At 40.7% G+C, this 19,818-nt stretch carries 21 protein-coding genes; 7 read left to right on the top strand and 14 right to left on the bottom strand.

Annotated features, from left to right (window positions below; translation table 11 throughout):
- Positions 1-105: 105 nt before the first annotated feature.
- Both astE and HRU23_03115 read right to left on the bottom strand, forming a co-directional pair.
- Entirely contained in the window at positions 106-1,125 is a 1,020-nt protein-coding gene (astE, locus tag HRU23_03120; GenBank protein NRA53115.1) for a succinylglutamate desuccinylase, read from the bottom strand.
- 209 nt (positions 1,126-1,334) lie between these two features.
- A complete protein-coding gene (locus HRU23_03115; GenBank protein NRA53114.1) occupies positions 1,335-1,523 on the bottom strand; it encodes a hypothetical protein in 189 nt (62 codons plus the stop codon).
- Positions 1,524-1,969: 446 nt separating this feature from the next.
- Between HRU23_03115 and HRU23_03110 the strand changes: the two genes are divergently transcribed.
- Together HRU23_03110 and HRU23_03105 are read left to right on the top strand one after the other, a co-directional pair.
- Positions 1,970-2,449, top strand: coding sequence for a glutathione peroxidase (locus HRU23_03110; protein NRA53113.1), 480 nt, complete (start codon positions 1,970-1,972; stop codon positions 2,447-2,449).
- Between the two features lie 6 nt (positions 2,450-2,455).
- Positions 2,456-2,893, top strand: a complete 438-nt coding sequence (locus tag HRU23_03105) for a MarR family transcriptional regulator (GenBank protein NRA53112.1) — start codon at positions 2,456-2,458, stop codon at positions 2,891-2,893.
- 238 nt (positions 2,894-3,131) lie between these two features.
- Here the strand turns inward: HRU23_03105 and glnS are convergent, their stop codons facing one another.
- Together glnS and HRU23_03095 are read right to left on the bottom strand one after the other, a co-directional pair.
- Complete coding sequence (gene glnS, locus HRU23_03100; GenBank protein ID NRA53111.1) at positions 3,132-4,799, bottom strand: glutamine--tRNA ligase; 1,668 nt, start codon at positions 4,797-4,799, stop codon at positions 3,132-3,134.
- Between the two features lie 205 nt (positions 4,800-5,004).
- Positions 5,005-6,045 (bottom strand): OmpA family protein, encoded by a 1,041-nt coding sequence (locus HRU23_03095; protein NRA53110.1) that lies wholly within the window; start codon positions 6,043-6,045, stop codon positions 5,005-5,007.
- A gap of 370 nt (positions 6,046-6,415) precedes the next feature.
- Between HRU23_03095 and HRU23_03090 the strand changes: the two genes are divergently transcribed.
- Both HRU23_03090 and HRU23_03085 read left to right on the top strand, forming a co-directional pair.
- Positions 6,416-7,207 carry a YdcF family protein gene (locus HRU23_03090; GenBank protein NRA53109.1) on the top strand — a complete coding sequence of 264 codons (792 nt, stop codon included), beginning with the start codon at positions 6,416-6,418 and terminating at the stop codon, positions 7,205-7,207.
- A 115-nt stretch (positions 7,208-7,322) separates the two neighbouring features.
- Positions 7,323-8,513, top strand: a complete 1,191-nt coding sequence (locus HRU23_03085) for an aspartate/tyrosine/aromatic aminotransferase (protein ID NRA53108.1) — start codon at positions 7,323-7,325, stop codon at positions 8,511-8,513.
- Positions 8,514-8,583: 70 nt separating this feature from the next.
- On the opposite strand, the gene HRU23_03080 is transcribed toward HRU23_03085, so the two are convergent.
- Genes HRU23_03080 through HRU23_03070 form a run of 3 tightly spaced genes read right to left on the bottom strand, consistent with a single transcriptional unit; the run spans position 8,584 to position 10,082 of the window.
- Positions 8,584-8,940 carry a DOPA 4,5-dioxygenase family protein gene (locus HRU23_03080; protein NRA53107.1) on the bottom strand — a complete coding sequence of 119 codons (357 nt, stop codon included), beginning with the start codon at positions 8,938-8,940 and terminating at the stop codon, positions 8,584-8,586.
- Between the two features lie 27 nt (positions 8,941-8,967).
- Positions 8,968-9,435 carry a Cys-tRNA(Pro) deacylase gene (gene ybaK / locus HRU23_03075; protein NRA53106.1) on the bottom strand — a complete coding sequence of 156 codons (468 nt, stop codon included), beginning with the start codon at positions 9,433-9,435 and terminating at the stop codon, positions 8,968-8,970.
- Positions 9,432-10,082, bottom strand: a complete 651-nt coding sequence (locus HRU23_03070; GenBank protein NRA53105.1) for an MOSC domain-containing protein — start codon at positions 10,080-10,082, stop codon at positions 9,432-9,434. The genes ybaK and HRU23_03070 overlap by 4 nt, the downstream gene beginning before the upstream one ends.
- Before the next feature lie 234 nt (positions 10,083-10,316).
- Here HRU23_03070 and HRU23_03065 point away from each other — a divergent pair, with 234 nt between their 5' ends.
- Positions 10,317-11,732, top strand: coding sequence for a DNA-3-methyladenine glycosylase 2 family protein (locus HRU23_03065; GenBank protein ID NRA53104.1), 1,416 nt, complete (start codon positions 10,317-10,319; stop codon positions 11,730-11,732).
- Positions 11,732-12,262 (top strand): methylated-DNA--[protein]-cysteine S-methyltransferase, encoded by a 531-nt coding sequence (locus HRU23_03060; protein NRA53103.1) that lies wholly within the window; start codon positions 11,732-11,734, stop codon positions 12,260-12,262. Before HRU23_03065 ends, HRU23_03060 begins: the two co-directional genes overlap by 1 nt.
- Before the next feature lie 17 nt (positions 12,263-12,279).
- On the opposite strand, the gene HRU23_03055 is transcribed toward HRU23_03060, so the two are convergent.
- The 6 genes from HRU23_03055 to HRU23_03030 form a co-directional block, all read right to left on the bottom strand.
- Entirely contained in the window at positions 12,280-12,672 is a 393-nt protein-coding gene (locus tag HRU23_03055; protein NRA53102.1) for a VOC family protein, read from the bottom strand.
- A 98-nt stretch (positions 12,673-12,770) separates the two neighbouring features.
- On the bottom strand, positions 12,771-13,088 hold the full coding sequence (locus tag HRU23_03050) for a GFA family protein (GenBank protein NRA53101.1): 318 nt from the start codon (positions 13,086-13,088) through the stop codon (positions 12,771-12,773).
- A gap of 156 nt (positions 13,089-13,244) precedes the next feature.
- On the bottom strand, positions 13,245-13,961 hold the full coding sequence (locus HRU23_03045; GenBank protein NRA53100.1) for an NYN domain-containing protein: 717 nt from the start codon (positions 13,959-13,961) through the stop codon (positions 13,245-13,247).
- 317 nt (positions 13,962-14,278) lie between these two features.
- Entirely contained in the window at positions 14,279-15,049 is a 771-nt protein-coding gene (locus HRU23_03040) for an amino acid ABC transporter substrate-binding protein (GenBank protein NRA53099.1), read from the bottom strand.
- 287 nt (positions 15,050-15,336) lie between these two features.
- On the bottom strand, positions 15,337-16,188 hold the full coding sequence (locus HRU23_03035) for an alpha/beta fold hydrolase (GenBank protein ID NRA53098.1): 852 nt from the start codon (positions 16,186-16,188) through the stop codon (positions 15,337-15,339).
- Between the two features lie 230 nt (positions 16,189-16,418).
- Entirely contained in the window at positions 16,419-16,871 is a 453-nt protein-coding gene (locus tag HRU23_03030; GenBank protein NRA53097.1) for an HPP family protein, read from the bottom strand.
- Between the two features lie 101 nt (positions 16,872-16,972).
- Here HRU23_03030 and HRU23_03025 point away from each other — a divergent pair, with 101 nt between their 5' ends.
- Positions 16,973-17,515, top strand: a complete 543-nt coding sequence (locus HRU23_03025) for a TetR/AcrR family transcriptional regulator (GenBank protein ID NRA53096.1) — start codon at positions 16,973-16,975, stop codon at positions 17,513-17,515.
- 28 nt (positions 17,516-17,543) lie between these two features.
- Here HRU23_03025 and HRU23_03020 read toward each other — a convergent pair whose 3' ends face one another.
- Entirely contained in the window at positions 17,544-19,565 is a 2,022-nt protein-coding gene (locus tag HRU23_03020; protein NRA53095.1) for an FIST C-terminal domain-containing protein, read from the bottom strand.
- Positions 19,566-19,818: the final 253 nt, after the last annotated feature.

Genomic DNA, 19,818 nt, shown 5'->3' with positions numbered 1-19,818 from the left:
TGAGCAGAGATTTGTAACGAGAGATAGGACAGATCTGTAATTAAATATTTACAGACCTGTTAAATTGACGATCACATCAAGGGTAATACTGTTATACCAATTGTTTTACAAGCTGGTTGGTACAACCATCAACACAGCGCGGTTACCATTAGCAACATTGGCATTAGGAAAGACAATCGCCTCGCCTTTGTGCTCAACCTTGTACTCAAGCTCACCTTGCGTTGCTAATTTAAAACCGATCGGGAAACTGGTGAAATTAACAACATCATCAGCAAAGTGGAACTCGAAATCATCATGATGCTTATCAATAGCGCGACAAACCTTAAATAGATTAAAATCTTGCTCGCAGTAATCAATCAATTGCATGTCTTGACCTGATAACATCGCTTTTAATGTTTGTTTAACTTCGATAAATCGGGTCATATCGTTTTCACCAAATGGACGAACCTTACCTAATTCAACCGTAAAGGCATGCGCCGCAAAGTTAATCGACGAAAAATAACTGAATGTTGTCGTTGGCGCATTTGACAGTAAAATAGTGCTGACACCGCAGGCTGCTAAAATCTGTAACTGGCGGGTATTGTGTTTTTCACCATGCAAAAATGGATACACCGCAAATTTTTCATTTTTAGAGCCACGAATTGCGGTATGCAAGTCGTAATGAATGCGCTCATTAGACTCAGGTTGACCTTGATAAAAACGAGCAACGTATTGCTCTAATTTTTTGGCGCGAATACGTTCGTGATTGGTTAAGCCAGATGGCATTGAATGAGCGCCATTAAACAAACGATTCATATTTTCTTGGACAAAGCGCAGGCCAATATTCATGGATGCTGGATTACCAAAGATAAACAGCACTCTAGTCGCTAGCTCAAGGGTGCCATCGAGGATCTGATTAATAAAGTCATTACAAATTTCAATCGGCGCTGTTTCATTACCATGAATACCACTTGATAAAATAACATCACAAGTGGTCACTTGTGCAGGTGTAAATGCGATAACACCAGTATCCCAAACTTCAACCTGGGTACCATTGTCTAATGAAAAGTTAAAAGCCTGTTCAATACTCCACTCGTGGTGGCGACTAAATGAAAGAAAATCCTGACCGTCAAAATGATTAGTCACGCAAACTCCGAAAATTAGTTAAATTAGAATACCGCGTGATTGTAACCCGAATAAGCAATAATATATATGTCGTGTCAACCGATAATCAAACGCTTAAGATAAGAACAGCTCTATAAAATCAGGGTAGAATTACCCCATGGATGAGTGTTTATAAAAATACTAACCACCACAAACGAACAGAATAATACCGTCATTTGTGGCACAATAATTTAGTTATAACCGCGAATGTAAGATGTCGTGACAACATCAATATCAGCAGTCGCTTTTTTATTGCCAACTGATTGGCTCGAGTTAGCTGACGACTTTTTAGTTCTCGGCATCGTTTTTTCAAATTCCAGAACCTGATCAGCCAAATGATTAGTTTGGTCGTTTTTTAAGATCTGTTTTACTTTTTCCATTCCTATTCCCCTTGGCTTAATACCAATCCCATTAATTAACTGATCACCTGAGCTTGATAAAATCAATTAATCGGGCGTTGCTCTCATTCCCAATAGCTAGCTATTGCTCAATCGAGCGCCTTGTCTAAATTAATTCTCTCTACGCACAACCAGATCATAAATTTAATGTAATTGGTATAACGAATGATCCTAGCATTAGCTCGTATTAATTCGTCTCGTATCGATAATCATCATTAAAACACACCAGTACTGAATCACAACTGAACTAATTCCATTTTCATATTGTTTATTCATCTATATCACAATAATTGTAGTTAAAAATGTCGCCGCTGCCTGACTTATATTAGAAATATTTTTGCTGATAACTTGCGCCATTTTAGATGACTCATTGCCACATTAAATCGCGCGCGATACAATCAAGGAAGACTTAATTTACGGAGCCAAGCATGCAACCTTTTTATCAATTATCAGCCACCAGCCTGCAACAAAAAAATATTGATATGAATCAATATCAAGGCAAAGTAGTACTCATTGTTAATACCGCAAGTAAGTGCGGGTTAACACCTCAATATGAAGGACTACAAGCCTTGCATAAAAAATATCAAGCACAAGGATTAATCATTTTAGGCTTTCCTTGTAATCAATTTAAAGAGCAGGAGCCTGGAGACAGCAGCCAAATATCACAAGGATGTTTGCTAAATTACGGTGTTGAGTTTCAGATGTTTGATAAAATCGATGTCAATGGCGCCGATGCTCATCCTGTTTATCAATTTTTAACCTGCGCGCTACCGGGAATATTTGGCCGTAGTATAAAATGGAATTTCACAAAATTTTTAATCGGCCGTGATGGTCAGCCAATTAAACGTTTTGCTCCTATTAGCAAACCCGCCGCGCTCGAGTCACATATCCTAAAAGCCTTGGGATAAAGATCAATGTCGGCTTCCAATGATCACTACCAACAATTAGATCAGCAGCTGTGTTTTCCGCTTTACGCTGCCTCGCGTTTAGTGACGCGTTTATATCAGCCTTTACTGGAACAGCATGGTTTAACCTACCCACAATATATTGTGCTAATGATTTTATGGCAAAATGATGGCATTAGTGTCAAAGCTATTGGTCAGCAAGCATTACTAAATAGTAATACCTTAACGCCACTGCTAAAAAGAATGGAACAAGCTAATATCGTTAGCCGTATTCGAAATCAGGCTGACGAACGATTAGTCAATATTCATTTAACTCACAACGGCTGGGCTTTAAAACAACAACTGGCTTGTATTCCAGAGCAGCTGTTTAAAAAGTCAAAGTTAGATCTCGATCAGGCTCAGCAATTAAAAGGGTTATTAAGCCAACTGCTGCAGTCAATAGATTGATTAGTGATGATATTCGAATTTTTATTTGAAGTTAAAAAATGATGAATAATACCATTTTCATTAAAGATGTGGTCTTGTTGTGCACCGGGGGAAATTAGCAAGAACAAGGCGCGAGCAGGACGCGGTAGCCTTATTGTTGATTTAAACTAGCAAAAGTGATCAATTATTAAATTGTAATTGGTATAAAACCTAGTGACAAACAGTATTTGTCACTAGGTTTACAACGCGATTTTGACTACTACTGCGAGTTAGTCCATGAATCACGCAGCCCAACTGTACGGTTAAAGACTAAATGTTCAGCACTGCTGTCTTGGCTATCAGCACAGAAATACCCTTCACGTTCAAATTGGTATGCCATTTCGGCTTGAGCAGTAACTAATGAAGGCTCAACGATCGCATCTGGGAACACAACCAATGACTGCGGGTTTAACACCGATTCAAAATCTTCAGCGGCAGCAGGATTTACCACATTGAACAAACGATCATAAACTCGTACTTGCGCTCGAATACCTTCTGAAGCACTCACCCAATGAATAACACCTTTAACACTGCGACCATCACTCGGTTTTTTACCTAAGGTTTCAGGATCGTAGCTACAATAAATAGTGGTAATTTCGCCAGCTTCATTTTTATCACAGCGTAATGCTTTAATCACATAACCATTACGTAACCGAACTTCTTTATCAATGACTAAGCGCTTATACTTTTTATTGGCTTCTTCTCTAAAATCACTGCGGTCAATGTAAACTTCACGCGTGAACGGCACAATCCGCGAACCCATTGCCTCATCTTTTGGATGATTAGGCGCATTAAGCTGCTCAACTTGATCTGCTGGGTAGTTTTCGATAATCAGTTTAATCGGATCTAATACCGCCATCGCACGTGGTGCGCGACTGTCTAAGTCTTCACGAATACAGCTTTCTAACGCGCCCATTTCAATGGTGTTTTCTTGTTTGGTCACGCCAATTCTTTTACAAAATTCAACGATCGATTGCGACGTATAACCACGACGACGTAAACCAGCAATCGTTGGCATGCGCGGATCGTTCCAGCCATCCACTAAATTGTTCTCTACCATTGTCGCCAACTTGCGCTTAGACATTACGGTATATTCTAGATTTAGTCGCGAAAACTCAATTTGTTGCGGGTGACATTCAAGTGAAATATTGTCCAAGACCCAGTCATAAAGAGGACGATGATCTTCAAATTCTAAGGTACACAATGAATGAGTGATATTTTCCAACGCATCAGAAATACAATGGGTAAAATCATACATCGGGTAAATACACCACTTATCACCTGTCTGATGGTGCTCAACAAAGCGGATCCGATAAAGGATTGGATCGCGCATTTTGATATTAGGTGATGCCATGTCAATTTTTGCGCGTAGGCTATATTGACCTTCAGCAAATTCGCCGTTACGCATCCGACTAAACAAGTCTAAATTTTCTTCAACACTGCGTTCACGCGCGGGGCTAGGCTTGCCAGGTTTGGTCAAGGTGCCACGATACTCTCGCATTTCTTCGGCATTAAGATCACAAACAAAAGCTTTACCATTATTAATTAACTCAACAGCAAAGCCGTAAAGTGCTTCGAAGTTATCCGAGCTATAACGAATGTCACCCTGCCACTTAAAACCAAGCCATGAAACGTCTTCTTTAATCGAGTTTACGAAATCGATATCTTCTTTTAACGGGTTGGTATCATCAAAGCGCAAATTTGTTTGCCCTTGATAGTCATGACCAATCCCAAAGTTGAGACAAATAGACTTGGCGTGACCAATATGCAGATAGCCATTAGGCTCTGGCGGGAAACGTGTCACTACACTGGTATGCTTGCCACTGGCTAAGTCTTTATCAATAATATTTCGAATAAAATTGGTTACTTTTACGGCTTCTTGGCTCATTAGACCCTCAAAATAAAACACTGAACATAAATTATGAGTCATGATCTCTTATTTACGTACAATTGACAATACTCCAATGACCTAGATGCTCGATAAATCAATAAATTTTTCGGTTGCGTGAAGAGCATAATAGCCACTAAATAGCGGCCATAAAAAAACCCATCATAAGGATGGGCTTTTCTTAAACGATAGTCGTTAGCTAAACTTAGTTAAAGCTAATTTTTACCATCACGCGACGATCGCGAGAGTTGTTCGCCACATCATCGTTAATCAAACTTTCTTCACCGTGAGAAACTACTTTAACATCACTGTTATTAAGGTTCCAGTTCGCTTTAATGTGCTGTACTACTACTGCAGCGCGGCGCTCAGATAAAGCTTGGTTATAATCGACATTACCAACGGCTGACGCAAAACCACTAACATTAATTGATTCAACCCGATCGCTGTCCAACTCACGTTGGGCGTTGGCTAAAATGTCTAACGCCTCAGTCGTTAATGCGCTGCTGTCATTATCAAAATAAACATTAACTTGTAATGGCTTTAATACAACAACAGGTACAGGTGCTGGCACAGGAGCCGGCTTAGGTGCTGGAGCAGCTGCAATAATTACCGGTGCAACAACAGCAACTGGAGCAGGAATAGCACCAAAGGTATAACGTAAACCCGCTGAAACAACATCAGTTACAGTGTCAAAGTCATAACGTTCCCATTCAAGCATTAATGAGGTATTTGTTGAAACATCAAATGACATGCCAACGCCGTAAAACGCGCCATTGTCAGAGTTATCGTCAGTAGCATGCTGCCCAGTATACTCACCAGTACCATCAATCAAGCGGTTTTTACGGCCACTAAAATGTGCCAGACCAAATTTTGCATGAGCATTTACACTGTTAGACAGTGGGATATTATAGATTGCTGAGGCACCATAAGCTCTGCCGCCAATCGATTCAAGAGCTGAACGACTGTCATAGTCTTCAACCACACCTAAATCGGTGTAATTAAGCGCTAACGCGATTTGATTACTAAAACGATAACCGGTGCTAGCTTTCCAAGCACGACGTTTGTACGACAACTCATTGGTGTCGAAGATGCCCTCTCGACCGTAGCTTTTAGCTTGACCAGCATCGGCTTGAATGTACCAGCCTTTTTCAACGTCGGTTTGTTGAGCCATTACTGACGTTGATGCTAACAGGATGCCTACGGCAATTGGGGTTAAAATAGTGCGTGTAGTTTTTAATGTCTTCATAACATTGTCCTTGTAAATAAAAATAAACTCTGAGATAACTATATTGATTTTTTTAGCTATCTCTTTCTATATGTTGTTAAAACTAGCTGTAGTTAGTATTTATAGTGATGCATTAAAGCAACTTCGCCCTGAATTGAAGCTTAACGACTCAGAACTAACATTTCAACGCTGACATTTTAAGCACAAAGCAGTTTTAAGTATCGTAATTCACTAAATATAACGATCAACACTAGAGTTATTCACTAAGATCCATTTAGTTTAGATGGTAATTTAGTATTGTCTGCTCATCATTGTACTTATCGTTAAAACAATTACACTGAAACATACTGTTACAGCTTAAAACATACCCTGAAAATAAATAAAGGTAAACATGGATCAATTTATCTATCTATTTGGCAAAGCACTGTGGTTTATCTTAGCACCGAGCCACTTTTTGCTCTTAATACTGCTGTTTTCGCTGGTTATTTTAAAGCCTAAGCCCCAATTAAGCCACAAGCTTAGTGTTAGTGTGACTCTGCTGCTGCTAATTTTTACATTTAGCCCGGTTGAGCATCTCATTTTAGGCACGTTGGAACAGCATATTTCGCCGCCAACCTCGTTACGAGGCGTCGATTCTATTATCGTATTAGGCGGCGGCCAGCAAAGAAAACAAAGTCATCTATTCCCTTACAGCGGATTTGGCCAACACAATGGCCGCATCATTGCCGCAGTAGATTTAGCAAAAAAACTAAAAGTGCCATTAATTTTTGTCGGTGGACAGTTGCGTCAAAATAACAAGAGTTATCGTGAATCTCACACGCTTGAGATGTTGTTATCGCTAGCTGATTCCCCCCCGGCAATGGTCTTTATCAACGACGACTCTAAAGATACCTATGATAATGCCCGCCAAGCCAAGACCATTTTATTAAAGCAACAACTCAGTCATAGCTTGCTAATTACCTCCGCGGCTCATATGCCACGTGCTGTTGGTGTATTTAAACAACAAGCTATCACCATCACGCCTTTTCCGGTCGAATATAAAGTAGGTAAATCACCGCAATGGTTTACTCAACCAAGTTTAGTTAAAAAGCTCTATTTAATTGAGTATGGTATGCATGAATGGTTAGGCTTGTTCAAGTATTATCTATTGGGCATGACCCAAGCTTTCTTACCTGATAAATAGCGCAATAAAACGCGTTTCAGCGCCAGCTATTGATACCGTTTATCAGTAACTCATGGTATAAATAGCACACTGTATACATCTTTTTGTTATTCAACCTATCATTTGGGAAATTTTCATGTTTGAAGCGGTAAAAATGGCACCAGCAGATCCAATTCTTGGTTTAACCGAAACCTTTAAGAATGATGCTCGCGCACATAAAATCAATCTTGGTGTCGGCATTTACAAAACAGACGCTGGCCAAACTCCGGTATTAAACTGTGTAAAAAAAGCGGAAGCTATTTTACTCGAAAATGAGAAAACCAAGTCTTATTTAAGCATTGAAGGCAACGCGGCTTACGCTAAATGTGTTCAAGCACTATTATTTGGCGCTGACAACTCAATTATCTCCGAGCAACGAGCAATTACTGCGCAAGCACCTGGTGGCACCGGCGCTTTACGCATTGCTGCTGATTTCCTTGTCGGACAACTTGGCATTAAGCGCATTTGGGTTAGTAACCCAACGTGGGCTAACCATGGCAATGTTTTTAAAACAGCTGGCTTAGAAGTCGTGGAATACGATTACTACAATGCACAAACCAAGTCTATAGACTTCGATGGCATGTTAAAGTCATTATCACAAGCGACCAGTGAAGATGCCGTATTGCTACATGGTTGTTGTCACAACCCTACCGGTATCGATCCAACACCGGAGCAGTGGCAACAAATTGCAGATCTTGGCAGCAAGCAACAGTTTTTAGCGTTATTTGATTTTGCATATCAGGGTTTTGGCGCTGGTATCGAAGAAGATGCTCATGGTTTACGCGTATATGCAGCACAAAACACAGAATTACTGGTTGCTAGCTCGTTCTCTAAAAACTTCGGTCTTTATAATGAGCGCGTTGGTGCACTAACTTTAGTTGCGCAAGACAATGCGACAGCGACGTCTGCCTTTAGCCAAATAAAGTCAATTATTCGTGCTAACTACTCTAACCCACCATCACATGGTGCGGCTGTCGTTACTACCATTTTAAATGATTCACAATTAACGCAAGAGTGGCACGATGAAGTTACGCAAATGCGTCAACGTATTCACCAGATGCGCCTGCTGTTTGTTGAAACGTTAAAAACTTATGGAGCTACTGGCGATTTCTCTTTTATTAGCGCTCAAAATGGCATGTTTTCATTCTCTGGCTTAAACAAAGCACAAGTTGAGACCCTAAAAACAACCCATGCTGTTTATATTGTTGGTTCTGGCCGTATCAGTGTTGCTGGCATGACAACCCACAACATGGACGCGTTATGTAAAGCAATAGCTGCCGTTTTATAACGACTTAATAACTGGCTTGGTGCTATCAATGACCAAGCCAGTTTGTTTAATTCCAATTGCTCACTAAAATCTATTTCTTCTCAAAAATAGACAAATTCAATTCCACACACGCACCCAGCCAATAAGCATATTTGGTGTGATCTATAAAATCATCACCAGTGACTCCATGAACAAAAATACTTAAGCCATTGCGATGCTGATCTAGCCATTTTATAAAACTATCAAAGTCATTATTGGTAAAGCTAATTTGACAACTCCACATTAAATGTGGCCCAACCAACTTTTGATGTACCCGGCCAATCTTTAGGTTAAACAGCGCGCCAGCACGCTCACTCAAGTCTATCGCTTGGGTCAAACTCGCTTGGTCAAAATAAAGATGGGCATGATAATTAAGATGGTTATTAATTGGATAGTTGGCTGCTGTCATAAGTTTAGCTCCTAGAATTCATTAAAACTATAATGCTAATTGGCAGAAAGTCCCCTGCACCAATGCGTTTAAATCGGTTGGGTTTAATTCGATATCAAGACCTCGGCGCCCGGCGCTGACATAAATAGTGGCATAGTCTTGCGCAGAACTATCGATAAATGTTTTCAAGCGCTTTTTCTGTCCTAGCGGGCTAACACCACCGAGCACATAACCCGTGGCGCGTTCAACGTCGGCAGGCGCTGCCATTACTGCTTTTTTTGCCCCTGCCGCTTTGGCTAAACTTTTCATATTCAGTTTCATCACAACAGGCACTATCGCAACCGCCAGCTGTTTTTCATCAAGACTAACCACTAAGGTTTTAAAAATCTGCTGGTGTGCGATATTGAGTTTTTGAGCCGCTTCCAAACCATATGACTGACTTGCACTATCGTGCGAATATTCATGAACGATGTAACTTATTTTTTGTTTTTTTGCGACTAAAATTGCTGGTGTCATTGTTTTTTCGCCAATTTTTTAAGTACTTTTTCGTGCCACTCTGGTGCTAACGCTTTAATGTCAGCGGCTATTGTTAATACCGCTATTGCATCGGCATAACTACGATCGTAGTAAGCCCGAAACAGCGCCTGGACCGAAACCGTTTTACTGACTGTTTTGTTTACTATCACAAGATCTTCTGGCGAGATATAGCCTTGTTTTATCACGCGAAAATATATGCCAGTTGCATAGCTTTTAGTAAACAAATTGGGAATTTTCTTATTGTCTAACGCAATGCCTAATTTAAAACAAGGAACCCGAGGCTGACTGACTTCTAATACCGTATCGCCGATAACTAACTGGTCACCAATGCAAAGTTGCGCTTCAGACAATGAACTTATCGTTAAATTTTCACCAAAAACACCATAGCTTAATTCCGGCCGGTCCAAAGTTTCTCGCCAATAGCTGTAATGGTCTGATGAAAAACCATAAACCGCTTTATGCGTGCCACCATGGTGAATAAGATCAGCTTGGCCATCTCCAGCCATATTGACCTTATCAACATATACCCGGTGCTTAACTGCCTGTTTAAAAATCCCGGTCGATACCTGCTTTCCCAGATACTCGACTAGGGTCGGCTGAGCAATATTTATTGAAACGACTTTCATGAAAAATCCATTGGCTAAGTGAATAAAATGCTAATTTATAAAAGGAACTTTACCATAAATATCACTCATTTGAATATGCATTGAACGCGCTTAAGTGGCTAAAAATAGCCCTAACCTGTCGTCGTATTTACTCTAAACATGGATATAAATACTCTTGAGTTCCGGATCTGGCTAGAATATTTCAGCTTAAGCGTTATATTATGGTTAGAGCAATCGCCATAATAACGAGCCCTGATGTTAACTAAAACCAGCCTAACCGACAGTATCTGCCATAAAGCAAGATTGGCACGCGATCCTCGTTTTGACGGTCGCTTTTTTACCGCGGTAACAACCACCAAAATTTACTGCCGTTGTATTTGTCCGGCCACGCCACCGCATGAAAAAAATGTTCAATATTTTTTCACGGCCAGTGCCGCCGCTAATGCCGGTTATCGGCCATGTTTACGTTGCAGGCCAGAAAGCGCGCCGGGTTCTTGGGCCTGGCTCGGGGTAGAAACTACCCTCAGCAGAGCGTTGAGTTTGATCGACAACGGCGCGTTACAACAAGGCTCATTGCCAGATTTGGCCACGCGCTTAGGCATTAGCGATCGCTACTTACGTCAACTATTTAACAGCCACCTCGGCATTTCACCCAAAGCTTACGCCCTTTATCAGCAATGTTTGTTTGCCAAACAGTTATTACACCAAACGAACTTACCCATTAGTGAGATTGCATTGGCCAGTGGTTTCGCTAGCATTCGCCGGTTCAACGATTACTTTGTCTCACAGCTGCACTTAACCCCGTCACAAGTGAGAAAAAGCAACCCTGCTACGCCCACAAATACCCTGATGCTCAAACTATATTATCGGCCACCCTATAACTGGGACGCAATGCATAAGTTTTTAAGTGCCCGTGCAATTGAGCAACTAGAGTGTTGTGATGATCACGGCTACGGACGAACATTTAATTGGGCGGGTACAGTCGGATCTTTTCATGCATGCCACGTTGCTGATAAGCACCGATTCGACGTCACTCTTGACTTAAATAATATCAATAACCTTAAAGCCATTGTGACGAACATTCGCCGAGTTTTAGATTTGAACTTAGACGCCCAAGCCGTTGAACAAGACTTAAATAGAAGTATCGGCCCCTACTTTCCACTAACAACAGGCTTACGACTACCCGGAATTTGGACCATGTTTGAAGCAGGGATCCGCGCCATTTTAGGCCAACACATATCAGTAACCGCTGCGCGAAATTTAGTGATTCAATTAGTCAGCCAATTAGGTCAAGAAATTAAGCTTGGCAATGGTCATTCATCAGAGAGTAAGCGATTATTTCCGACTCCCGAGGCAATTGCTAATAGTGAACTAGAATTCTTTAAAATGCCGCAATCGCGCAAACAAGCCTTGCGCAACTTAGCCCAACATTATCTCACGCATCAACAGCCTGACAATCCACAACCGTGGTTAGACCTAAAAGGCATTGGGCCTTGGACGGTTGATTATGCCAAAATGCGCGGTTTAAGCGATCCTGATATATTCTTGGCTGGTGATTTAGGCATAAAAAAAGCGCTACAAAAAGCTAACGATCAAACCACCAACTCTTTTGCCTCAGAGCTAGCTAGCCCGTGGCGCAGTTATTTAACGTTTCAATTATGGAGCCAATAATGCACTTTATTGATTACCTCGACAGCCCATTAGGGACTCTTGAAATTCAAGCATCTGAACTTGGCATCACTCAAGTGATTTTTTGCGGCTCACAACACCAAGCAATGAATGCCAACGCCCTCACTGCTCGTTGTAAAACTCAGCTGCAGCAATATTTTAATCACCAGCGGCAAGATTTCCAATTGCCACTCGACTTACAAGGGAGTTTATTTCAACAATCCATTTGGGCCTGTTTGACCCAAATACCCTTTGGTACCAGCAGATCATACCTTGATATTGCTAAGATGATCGGTAATCCAAATGCGGTGCGAGCTGTCGGTGGCGCTAATGGCAGAAACCCAATTAGTATTATTGTGCCCTGTCATCGAGTTATCTCAAGTAGCGGTAAATTAACGGGCTATGCCGGTGGTATCGAGCGTAAGTTATGGTTACTAAAACACGAAGGCATTGCAGTAAAGCAAACTGCTGACATATCACAACTTAACAATACCATTAGCTCTCGCCAACAAAAAACCGAGTTTTTAAGCTGACAAAAAAAATGGCCGTGCTAATTCAATTGTAATAAGTCCCACATATTGCCGTAAAGATCTTCAAAAACGGCCACCGTGCCATAATCCTGTTCTTTCGGTGGTCTAACAAACACAATATTCTCTGCCACCATTCGATGATAATCACGCCAGAAGTCATCTGTATTTAAAAACAAAAAGACCCGACCTCCGGTTTGATTACCGACAAAGTCCTGCTGCTGAGGTTTTGACGCTTTAGCCAGCAACAAACTTACGCCATTTGATCCCGGTGGTGCGACAACCACCCAGCGTTTGTCTTGCTCAGGTTGGTAGGTATCTTCTACTAAGGTGAATTTTAATTTATTAACATAAAAATCAATTGCTTCATCATAATCTTTCACTACTATTGCCACATGTACAATCGATTGTTTCATCACTAATTCCAATTTTTGGCGAATACAAATGGTCTAACATACAAGACCCAAACAGGTATTATACCGTGCAGCAATGAAATGCCCGAGTAATGTTCGGCTTAATCGCGCCCTTGATTAAACTGTGGCAGATCGTCACTAATTTCAAACCAATTAGCTTTAGAACCCACAAAAATATGGCTATCAGGATGCTGGCTAATGTCACTGTCGAGCGTGCCTAAAGTAAATTCGACCGTAGTTCCTTGGTCATTCTTTGATTTGAAAATTAAGCTAGCACCGCATTGGCCACAAAATTTACGGACAGTGCCATTAGCGGCAATAAAAACTTTAAGGGCTGATTCACCGGTTAACCAACGAAAGTCCTCTATTGCGACTTCACCAAAGGTGGCAAAAGCAGCACCATGAAACTTACGACACATTGAGCAGTGGCAATGCCCCATTTTCGGATTAAGATTTGTCACTTGGTATTTTATGGTGCCACATAAACAAGAACCGGTAAGTTTTTCCATTATCACTCCATTTTTATCGATAGAGCTTAGCTCAAGATAGTTATTGCCTAAGATAACAGCTGTAATTTAAACTTCCATCTGTAATGGTGATAAAATTCTCACATAAATATGGACGTTATTTGAACCGTCGGTAAAGTTTTTATCCTTAAAATCAACATAACCTAATGACTTTATTAATTTTCCCATTTTGATATAGCCATAATTTCGAGAATCAAAAGAAGGATTGTTTTTAATCATATAACCACCAACACTCGCCCAACCATCATCTTTCGATACCGCCGAAATAGCGCTGATGACCATAGATTTTAAGTCTTCGTTAGTAGACTCATCTTGCTCAGGATTGTGCCGTAAAATTTCAGTAAAAATAAATTTATCGCAGCCTGAAATAAAAGATTGCGGGGTTTTCTTTTCACCAAAACCATACACCAGCAATCCTGCCTCCCTAATTCTGGTGGCTAAGCGGGTAAAGTCGCTATCAGAAGAAATTAAGCAAAAACCATCGAGTCGGCCTTCATGTAATAAATCCATCGCATCGATGATTAAGGACGAATCACTTGAATTTTTGCCCACGGTATAACGAAATTGCTGAATCGGTTGAATCGCATGTTTATGCAGATATTCTTTCCAGCTTTTAAGGTTGGGCGTGGTCCAGTCACCATATGCTCGCTTTACGCTAGCGACCCCATACTTAGCAATTTCAGCAAGCAATTCTGAACACACCGACGCTTGGGCATTGTCGGCGTCAATTAATACCGCTAATTTTAAATTGTCATTATCAGGCACGTAGTATCCTTAAGTTAAGCCACAACAAAAAGTTATGTCGCAACAAAATTTCAAAATGAATTGATCTGATGGTAACTATCGCTCGATAATTTCTAGCAATACTGAAAAACTATAGTCTAAAAAATGTAAAAAGCGCTAGGATCAAGCAGATATTACAAGCCCTTAAAATAAGCTCGTTGGCTGCACATATGATTTCCCCTAGCCAACTTGACGAGAAGCATCACTCGTTCTAGAGTTTTTATATATACTATAAAACCCATCGACTCTCCTGCTTTCGTCATAAGACAAATGCATTAGGCAACTGATTTTAGATACGTTTAGTGCGGAATTTTTGTTTTGATGTATTTATCAATAATGGCGTTAAGTGTGCCATCTTGTTTGACTTGATTGATGATTTTGTTAATGCGCGGCACCAGATGAACACAAGGCGATTGACGTGACAGCGCAAAATACACTAATTCTGTCGATACCGGATGGGCTAATGCCACAATGTCATTCTCGAGCCCATGATTTTTAATGTAAGTCATCCCATCGAGATAATCTTTAAGGTAATAATCCGTTCGCCCTAACAGCAGCATACCAATTCCTTGCTTTTCAGTTTCGATTCCAATCAGCTTTAATTGATGATCCTGAGCAAAACTATCGAATTTCTCACCAAAGCTACCACCAGCTGGAACCCCGCCGGTACGTCCAATTAAATCTTCAAACCTATCAAAAGAAAATTCAGTGCCCTTGCGCACAAATACTCTTATTTCGTTAACAAAATATGGCACAGTATATCGATAGACTTCGGCCCGGTTTTTATTCCAATACAGCGCAGAATTTATATCCAAATCACCCACAGTTAAATTGTGCAGCATGCGCTTCCAAGGGAAGTCGAGATTAATGGTAACGGGGATGCCCAACTTTTTTCCAATCATTCTGACGACATCATTTGCTATGCCGTCTGCTTCAAGGGTTTGGCTATTGATATAGGACACAGGCCGCCAACTCTTAGCCCCGCCAACCTTAAGTATTTCGCATTGTTGCGCTAAAACTCCTTTCATCCACAACAATGAAATAATACAAAGTAGCATTCTTTTTTTCATTATGCCTCCCAACATATCAAGGCAGCCAGTGCTGCTACTATTTGAACGTTTTCACCGAAGAACTTTACACATATAGCAAGTGTTCTCTAATGGCATTGGCAATATGTACAAATCGGAATTGAGTCGATGTACGAGTTAGAACTCTCCATTAGCCACAGCTAAAGTTTCAGTTTCAGTTTCAGTTTCAGTTTCAGTCTATTGCTGGAGAGTACTAATAACAGCAATGGCTTAAATATTTCGCCCCCATACACCTTAGCTGATTAATGGATTAATTATAAAATAACTCGCTAATATTTTTGAAGCTGTTGCAACCACTTACCAATAACTGGTTGCACCTTGGTCCCAACCACTACGCCCATATGCGTAACATCGGGTAATAGCTTAACCTCAACATCAGCGTATTTAGAAATGACCGCTTCATATTGCTGAGCAAACATCGTTTCATCGGCGGTACCAGCAACCACGAATAGCGGTTGAGTCATCGCACTGAGATCGTGTTCATAATTACGCGGAGCAAATGAGGTATAAGGCTGCGCCCAACCACCAGCGTTCGGGCGAGTCGTCGGTGCATTGTAATAAACAAACGGCGCTAACAGCACATAAGCATCAGCTAATGCACCATATTCACCGCCAGCAAAACGAATAGCTAAACCGCCACCTGATGAATGCCCGCCAATCACCAGCATCGCATTTGGGTGTTCTTGCTTAATCACCCCAATAAAATCGGCTAGGTCATGTTCAAATTGACCAATATAGTCAATATCTCCCCGCCTTTTCGGGCTCGCGCCATGCCCGCGTAAATCAGGCGTATAAACCTGTGCCAGTCCCTGCGAACTGATGAAATTGGCTAAGGGTAAAAATTGCTGACTATGCCAACCCGAGCCATGAATTAAAATAACAATTTTGTCTGATGTCGCCGGATAATGCCGATAAGTCAAACGAGTCTGATCTCTCGCAACATAACTTTGTAATTGAGGCAGGCCTGAATAATCAAAAAACATTTCGCTAATATTTATGCCACTCTGAGTTACGTCTGGTGCTTTGGGCTTCCCCGCTAAGATCAGCACAGTGGCAATCGTCAAATAAATTGCGACTGTGATCGGGACAAATATAGCTAACTTTCGAAACTTTTGGTTCATGTATTACTACTTCAGTTAATATGTTTGGGTTCGTGTCTGCAAGCTAGTGCGCTTAGGCTATAGTAATTTATCGACCAGAGCCATGGCTGAGGCTGAGGCTGAGGATATAGTAGGCCTAACATCAATCTCGTTATCTGCTTAAGCCAAGCCTACAATAATTTATTGAACAAATCGAGGTGCTAAATATCTGCTAACCATTTCTAGTTTGCACCATTGTTATACCAATTCCATTACTCCAGTTTCTGTTGCAATTTTTGCATAGCTTTACCAACTAAAACTATAACAACAGCGCCGATTAACACAGGCGTCACCAAGTAGCCCCAGCCCAAACTTTGTCCCGATAACATAATTAATAGCGGATTAGCGCCTGCAGGCGGGTGAGTTGTTTTTGATATCAACATAGCACTGACTCCGGTTCCAGTGGCTAAAGCCAGTGTCAGCGGAGACACTTCAAACGCTTGCACAAAAAACAAGCCAACAAAAGCAGTTATCAAATGACCTAAGATCACATTTTTTGGCTGCGCTAAAGGACTAGCTGGCAACCCAAATACAATGACAGCAGTCGCTCCAAATGGTGCCATTAGCAATGTCTGGTTAACAAAAGCAGCATCTAAGTATGCGAGTAAGCCGATAGCAATTGAAGCACCAGCCCCAGCAGCTAACGCCAGTAAAAATTTGTTCATCTACATCACCCCAAAATAAAAGAAGACCAGTCTGTCTACATGAATCACTATAGACAAATCGGTCTACCTTTGTCAATATAACGACTTACTCGGAGATAAAAATGACACAAAAGCGCCAACTATTAATCGATACAGCTTTGGAACTTTTCTACCAGAAAGGTGTTAATACGATCGGAATAAACGAAATACTAAAAGTGTCAGGGGTGGCAAAAAAGACACTTTATAATCACTTTGAAAGTAAAGAAGCATTAACTATAGCGACGCTTGAGCAACGTCACCGGTTATTTATTGAATGGTTAACCGCCAAACTGCAGGGTGCCTGTTCAGATCAAGATGTTATTTTTCGTTTATTTACGGCATTAGAAGATTGGTTTAGTAATGCCGATCCTAAACTTGGTAGTTTTCGCGGCTGTTTCTTTATTAATACCGCAGCAGAGTTTAGCGACCAAAATTGTGCTATATCTGTCTACTGCCGCGAACATAAACACCATATACGTCAAGTTATCGCCCAACACATGACGAACACAAACTCGCTGTTGCTTGATGCAATTTGCATTATGAAAGAGGGAGTTATTACCTCAGCTTATGTCGCTCACGACCCTACGGCAGCTGGTAAGTGTATTGAGATTTTAAAACGGTATTAATACCGTTTTAAAATCAAGAAGGTTTAAATCAGCCCAACATCTTATTGATCTTTTGTAAGGTTTTAATCTGCTCGTTAACAGTGTCTGACAACGCGCTGCTTTGCTTTAAAGAAGATACAGCGGCCACGATAACATCGCTGGCTATGCGAATGTCTTGTGAAACTTCTGAAAGTCGAGTATTAAATTGTTCGGTGCTGTCTGCAAATTCATTGCCAGACAAACTATTGTCTGCAATTAATCCCGAAATTTCATCAACATTCTCAACCAATTCGCCAATTGAGACATTGGTTCGTTCTAACGATTCTTGGGTATTAAACGCCAGCTTTCGTACTTCATCAGCTACCACGGCGAAACCACGCCCCTGTTCGCCAGCTCTAGCGGCTTCAATAGCAGCATTAAGCGCCAGCAAGTTTGTTTGCTCAGCAATTTTTTTAATTGCATTTAAAATGCCTTTAATACTCTCGGTATTAGTATTGAGCGTCAATGCCTTGGGTTGCATGCTCTGATTCATTAACAACAAGGACTCCACCTGCCCCAGATGCCCAGTTAAGGACTCACCGAGTTGGGCGACCTGCTCCCCAATATTGATAATATTCGTTTCTATTTCAGCCAAGCTATCTTTCAATTGAGGCATCACAACTTGATAAACTTCTAGTTGCTCAATCACATCTTTACGGAGCTTGCTAACAATTTCACTTTGTTTTAACTTTCGCTCTGTGGTGTAATTTTTGAACTGCGCATAAAGCACCGCAAAAAAATCAACCGAATAATCAGAGAATTTAGCCACATTTTCCGGTTTAAAGAAAAACAATGCGGTTAATGTTTGGTTGACATTAACCCCGTAGAGCTCTCCAAAAGTTGAAAATCCTGCCACCGGGATATTATCAAAACAGCGGACTGCCGCTAAATCGCTTTGGTTATTTAGACGCCTTAAAATACAATCATTTAGTACACCACCAACGACTTTCGAATGCGATTTTGACCCCATAAATTCTTTAAAGTCTCGCTCAGTACAGGCGGCGATGCTTTCTCGCTTAACCAAAAACAGCTCTTCCCCCATAGCCAAGTCACAAAAAAATGAAATTCGGTCATTAATAAAATCAAAGCCAGATATACTGCGAATAAACAGCTGACCTTCGATATCGATGGCAAAACTGTAATCAACTAAGGTCTGTTCGAGTGCCTGATCTTCGGTTACTTTAAAATAGCTTTTCAACGCTTCGATAAAAGAAACAACTTGATTGTCTTTGGTCAAAACCGAACTGACCCAACGCTGCTCCTGATTCGCTTCAGTAATAAGAAAAGAGACATTTTGTCTTTTCAAATTATGTGAAGTAAAAATACCGTAACGATAATCAGGATTAATTTTTAAAAAAGCAATCACAGCATGATTTTGTTGAATTTTTTGACCGTCAAAAATGAATGTATTTTGAAAATCCAACTTCCCGCCGGCAGAACCACCAATAAAGTGACAGGGGAATTTACGACTTTGATAAACGGCTTCACTGAAAAACGACTCCGATGCACTGAGTCCGTCGATAAAGGTAAGACCAACTGTATCGTGATGATTAATTGCAAATGGTAAAGAAATTTGTTTTATCGAGTTAGCAATTTTATTAACCCGTTGCTCAGGTGTGATTTTAACTTGTCCCTGCTTAATGTCGTCATTATGAAGAGGAACGCTAACAATCTTTACCTCACTAAGTAGTCGCCGATCAAAAGATTGCAATACAACTCCATCCCATTGACTATCAGCTTTACAGTATAGCGACTGTGTTGACTCTGGCACTTGGCACAGTTCACCTGCGGTGCTAACTGCGAAAAATTGAGTACCTGATTTGGTACTTTGTAACAATTTTTCAATAGTTTGGCAGGTGCTTTTAAAATCATTATGAGGGCTAATGTAAGCAATCACTAGCGCCAGTTCACCTGCTGCGTGTAACCATTCTTTTAGCTCATTGGCTAATCGAGACGTTTTTGAATGAAGAATACGAATTTCAGGAATATTAACCTGTTCATTAAAATGTTTTTTTGAAAAATATGAAAACATTTGCTGCCTCTTTAACTGAAAAATTAAATGGATTAGCCTTTCGACCCAACAAAACCATCTAACCATAAAATATTTTTATACTATAAATCTTATGACTTACAACGCTTGATACAGCGAATCAACATCGAAAGACTAGCATCTATTGACCCACCAATTTATTACGCTTGATTATAGCCCACTAGAAAGGAATATCGTTACTAATTCATAACGATCTAAAAGACACTTTTGCTTCGTATTACACCTATTGATGACC

The organism is Gammaproteobacteria bacterium (assembly GCA_013214945.1).
Lineage (GTDB): Bacteria > Pseudomonadota > Gammaproteobacteria > Enterobacterales > Psychrobiaceae > Psychrobium.
Note: the sequence above shows the minus strand (reverse complement) of the source record. Positions and strands in the feature narration are given on the sequence as shown.

Bases quoted from the DNA above. Each gene is read 5' to 3' on its own strand.
- HRU23_03115 (NRA53114.1), bottom strand. From the start codon at position 1,523: ATGGAAAAAGTAAAACAGATCTTAAAAAACGACCAAACTAATCATTTG.
- HRU23_03110 (NRA53113.1), top strand. From the start codon at position 1,970: ATGCAACCTTTTTATCAATTATCAGCCACCAGCCTGCAACAAAAAAAT.
- HRU23_03105 (NRA53112.1), top strand. From the start codon at position 2,456: ATGTCGGCTTCCAATGATCACTACCAACAATTAGATCAGCAGCTGTGT.
- glnS (NRA53111.1), bottom strand. From the start codon at position 4,799: ATGAGCCAAGAAGCCGTAAAAGTAACCAATTTTATTCGAAATATTATT.
- HRU23_03095 (NRA53110.1), bottom strand. From the start codon at position 6,045: ATGAAGACATTAAAAACTACACGCACTATTTTAACCCCAATTGCCGTA.
- HRU23_03090 (NRA53109.1), top strand. From the start codon at position 6,416: ATGGATCAATTTATCTATCTATTTGGCAAAGCACTGTGGTTTATCTTA.
- HRU23_03085 (NRA53108.1), top strand. From the start codon at position 7,323: ATGTTTGAAGCGGTAAAAATGGCACCAGCAGATCCAATTCTTGGTTTA.
- HRU23_03080 (NRA53107.1), bottom strand. From the start codon at position 8,940: ATGACAGCAGCCAACTATCCAATTAATAACCATCTTAATTATCATGCC.
- ybaK (NRA53106.1), bottom strand. From the start codon at position 9,435: ATGACACCAGCAATTTTAGTCGCAAAAAAACAAAAAATAAGTTACATC.
- HRU23_03070 (NRA53105.1), bottom strand. From the start codon at position 10,082: ATGAAAGTCGTTTCAATAAATATTGCTCAGCCGACCCTAGTCGAGTAT.
- HRU23_03065 (NRA53104.1), top strand. From the start codon at position 10,317: ATGTTAACTAAAACCAGCCTAACCGACAGTATCTGCCATAAAGCAAGA.
- HRU23_03060 (NRA53103.1), top strand. From the start codon at position 11,732: ATGCACTTTATTGATTACCTCGACAGCCCATTAGGGACTCTTGAAATT.
- HRU23_03055 (NRA53102.1), bottom strand. From the start codon at position 12,672: ATGAAACAATCGATTGTACATGTGGCAATAGTAGTGAAAGATTATGAT.
- HRU23_03050 (NRA53101.1), bottom strand. From the start codon at position 13,088: ATGTGTCGTAAGTTTCATGGTGCTGCTTTTGCCACCTTTGGTGAAGTC.
- HRU23_03040 (NRA53099.1), bottom strand. From the start codon at position 15,049: ATGAAAAAAAGAATGCTACTTTGTATTATTTCATTGTTGTGGATGAAA.
- HRU23_03035 (NRA53098.1), bottom strand. From the start codon at position 16,188: ATGAACCAAAAGTTTCGAAAGTTAGCTATATTTGTCCCGATCACAGTC.
- HRU23_03030 (NRA53097.1), bottom strand. From the start codon at position 16,871: ATGAACAAATTTTTACTGGCGTTAGCTGCTGGGGCTGGTGCTTCAATT.
- HRU23_03025 (NRA53096.1), top strand. From the start codon at position 16,973: ATGACACAAAAGCGCCAACTATTAATCGATACAGCTTTGGAACTTTTC.
- HRU23_03020 (NRA53095.1), bottom strand. From the start codon at position 19,565: ATGTTTTCATATTTTTCAAAAAAACATTTTAATGAACAGGTTAATATT.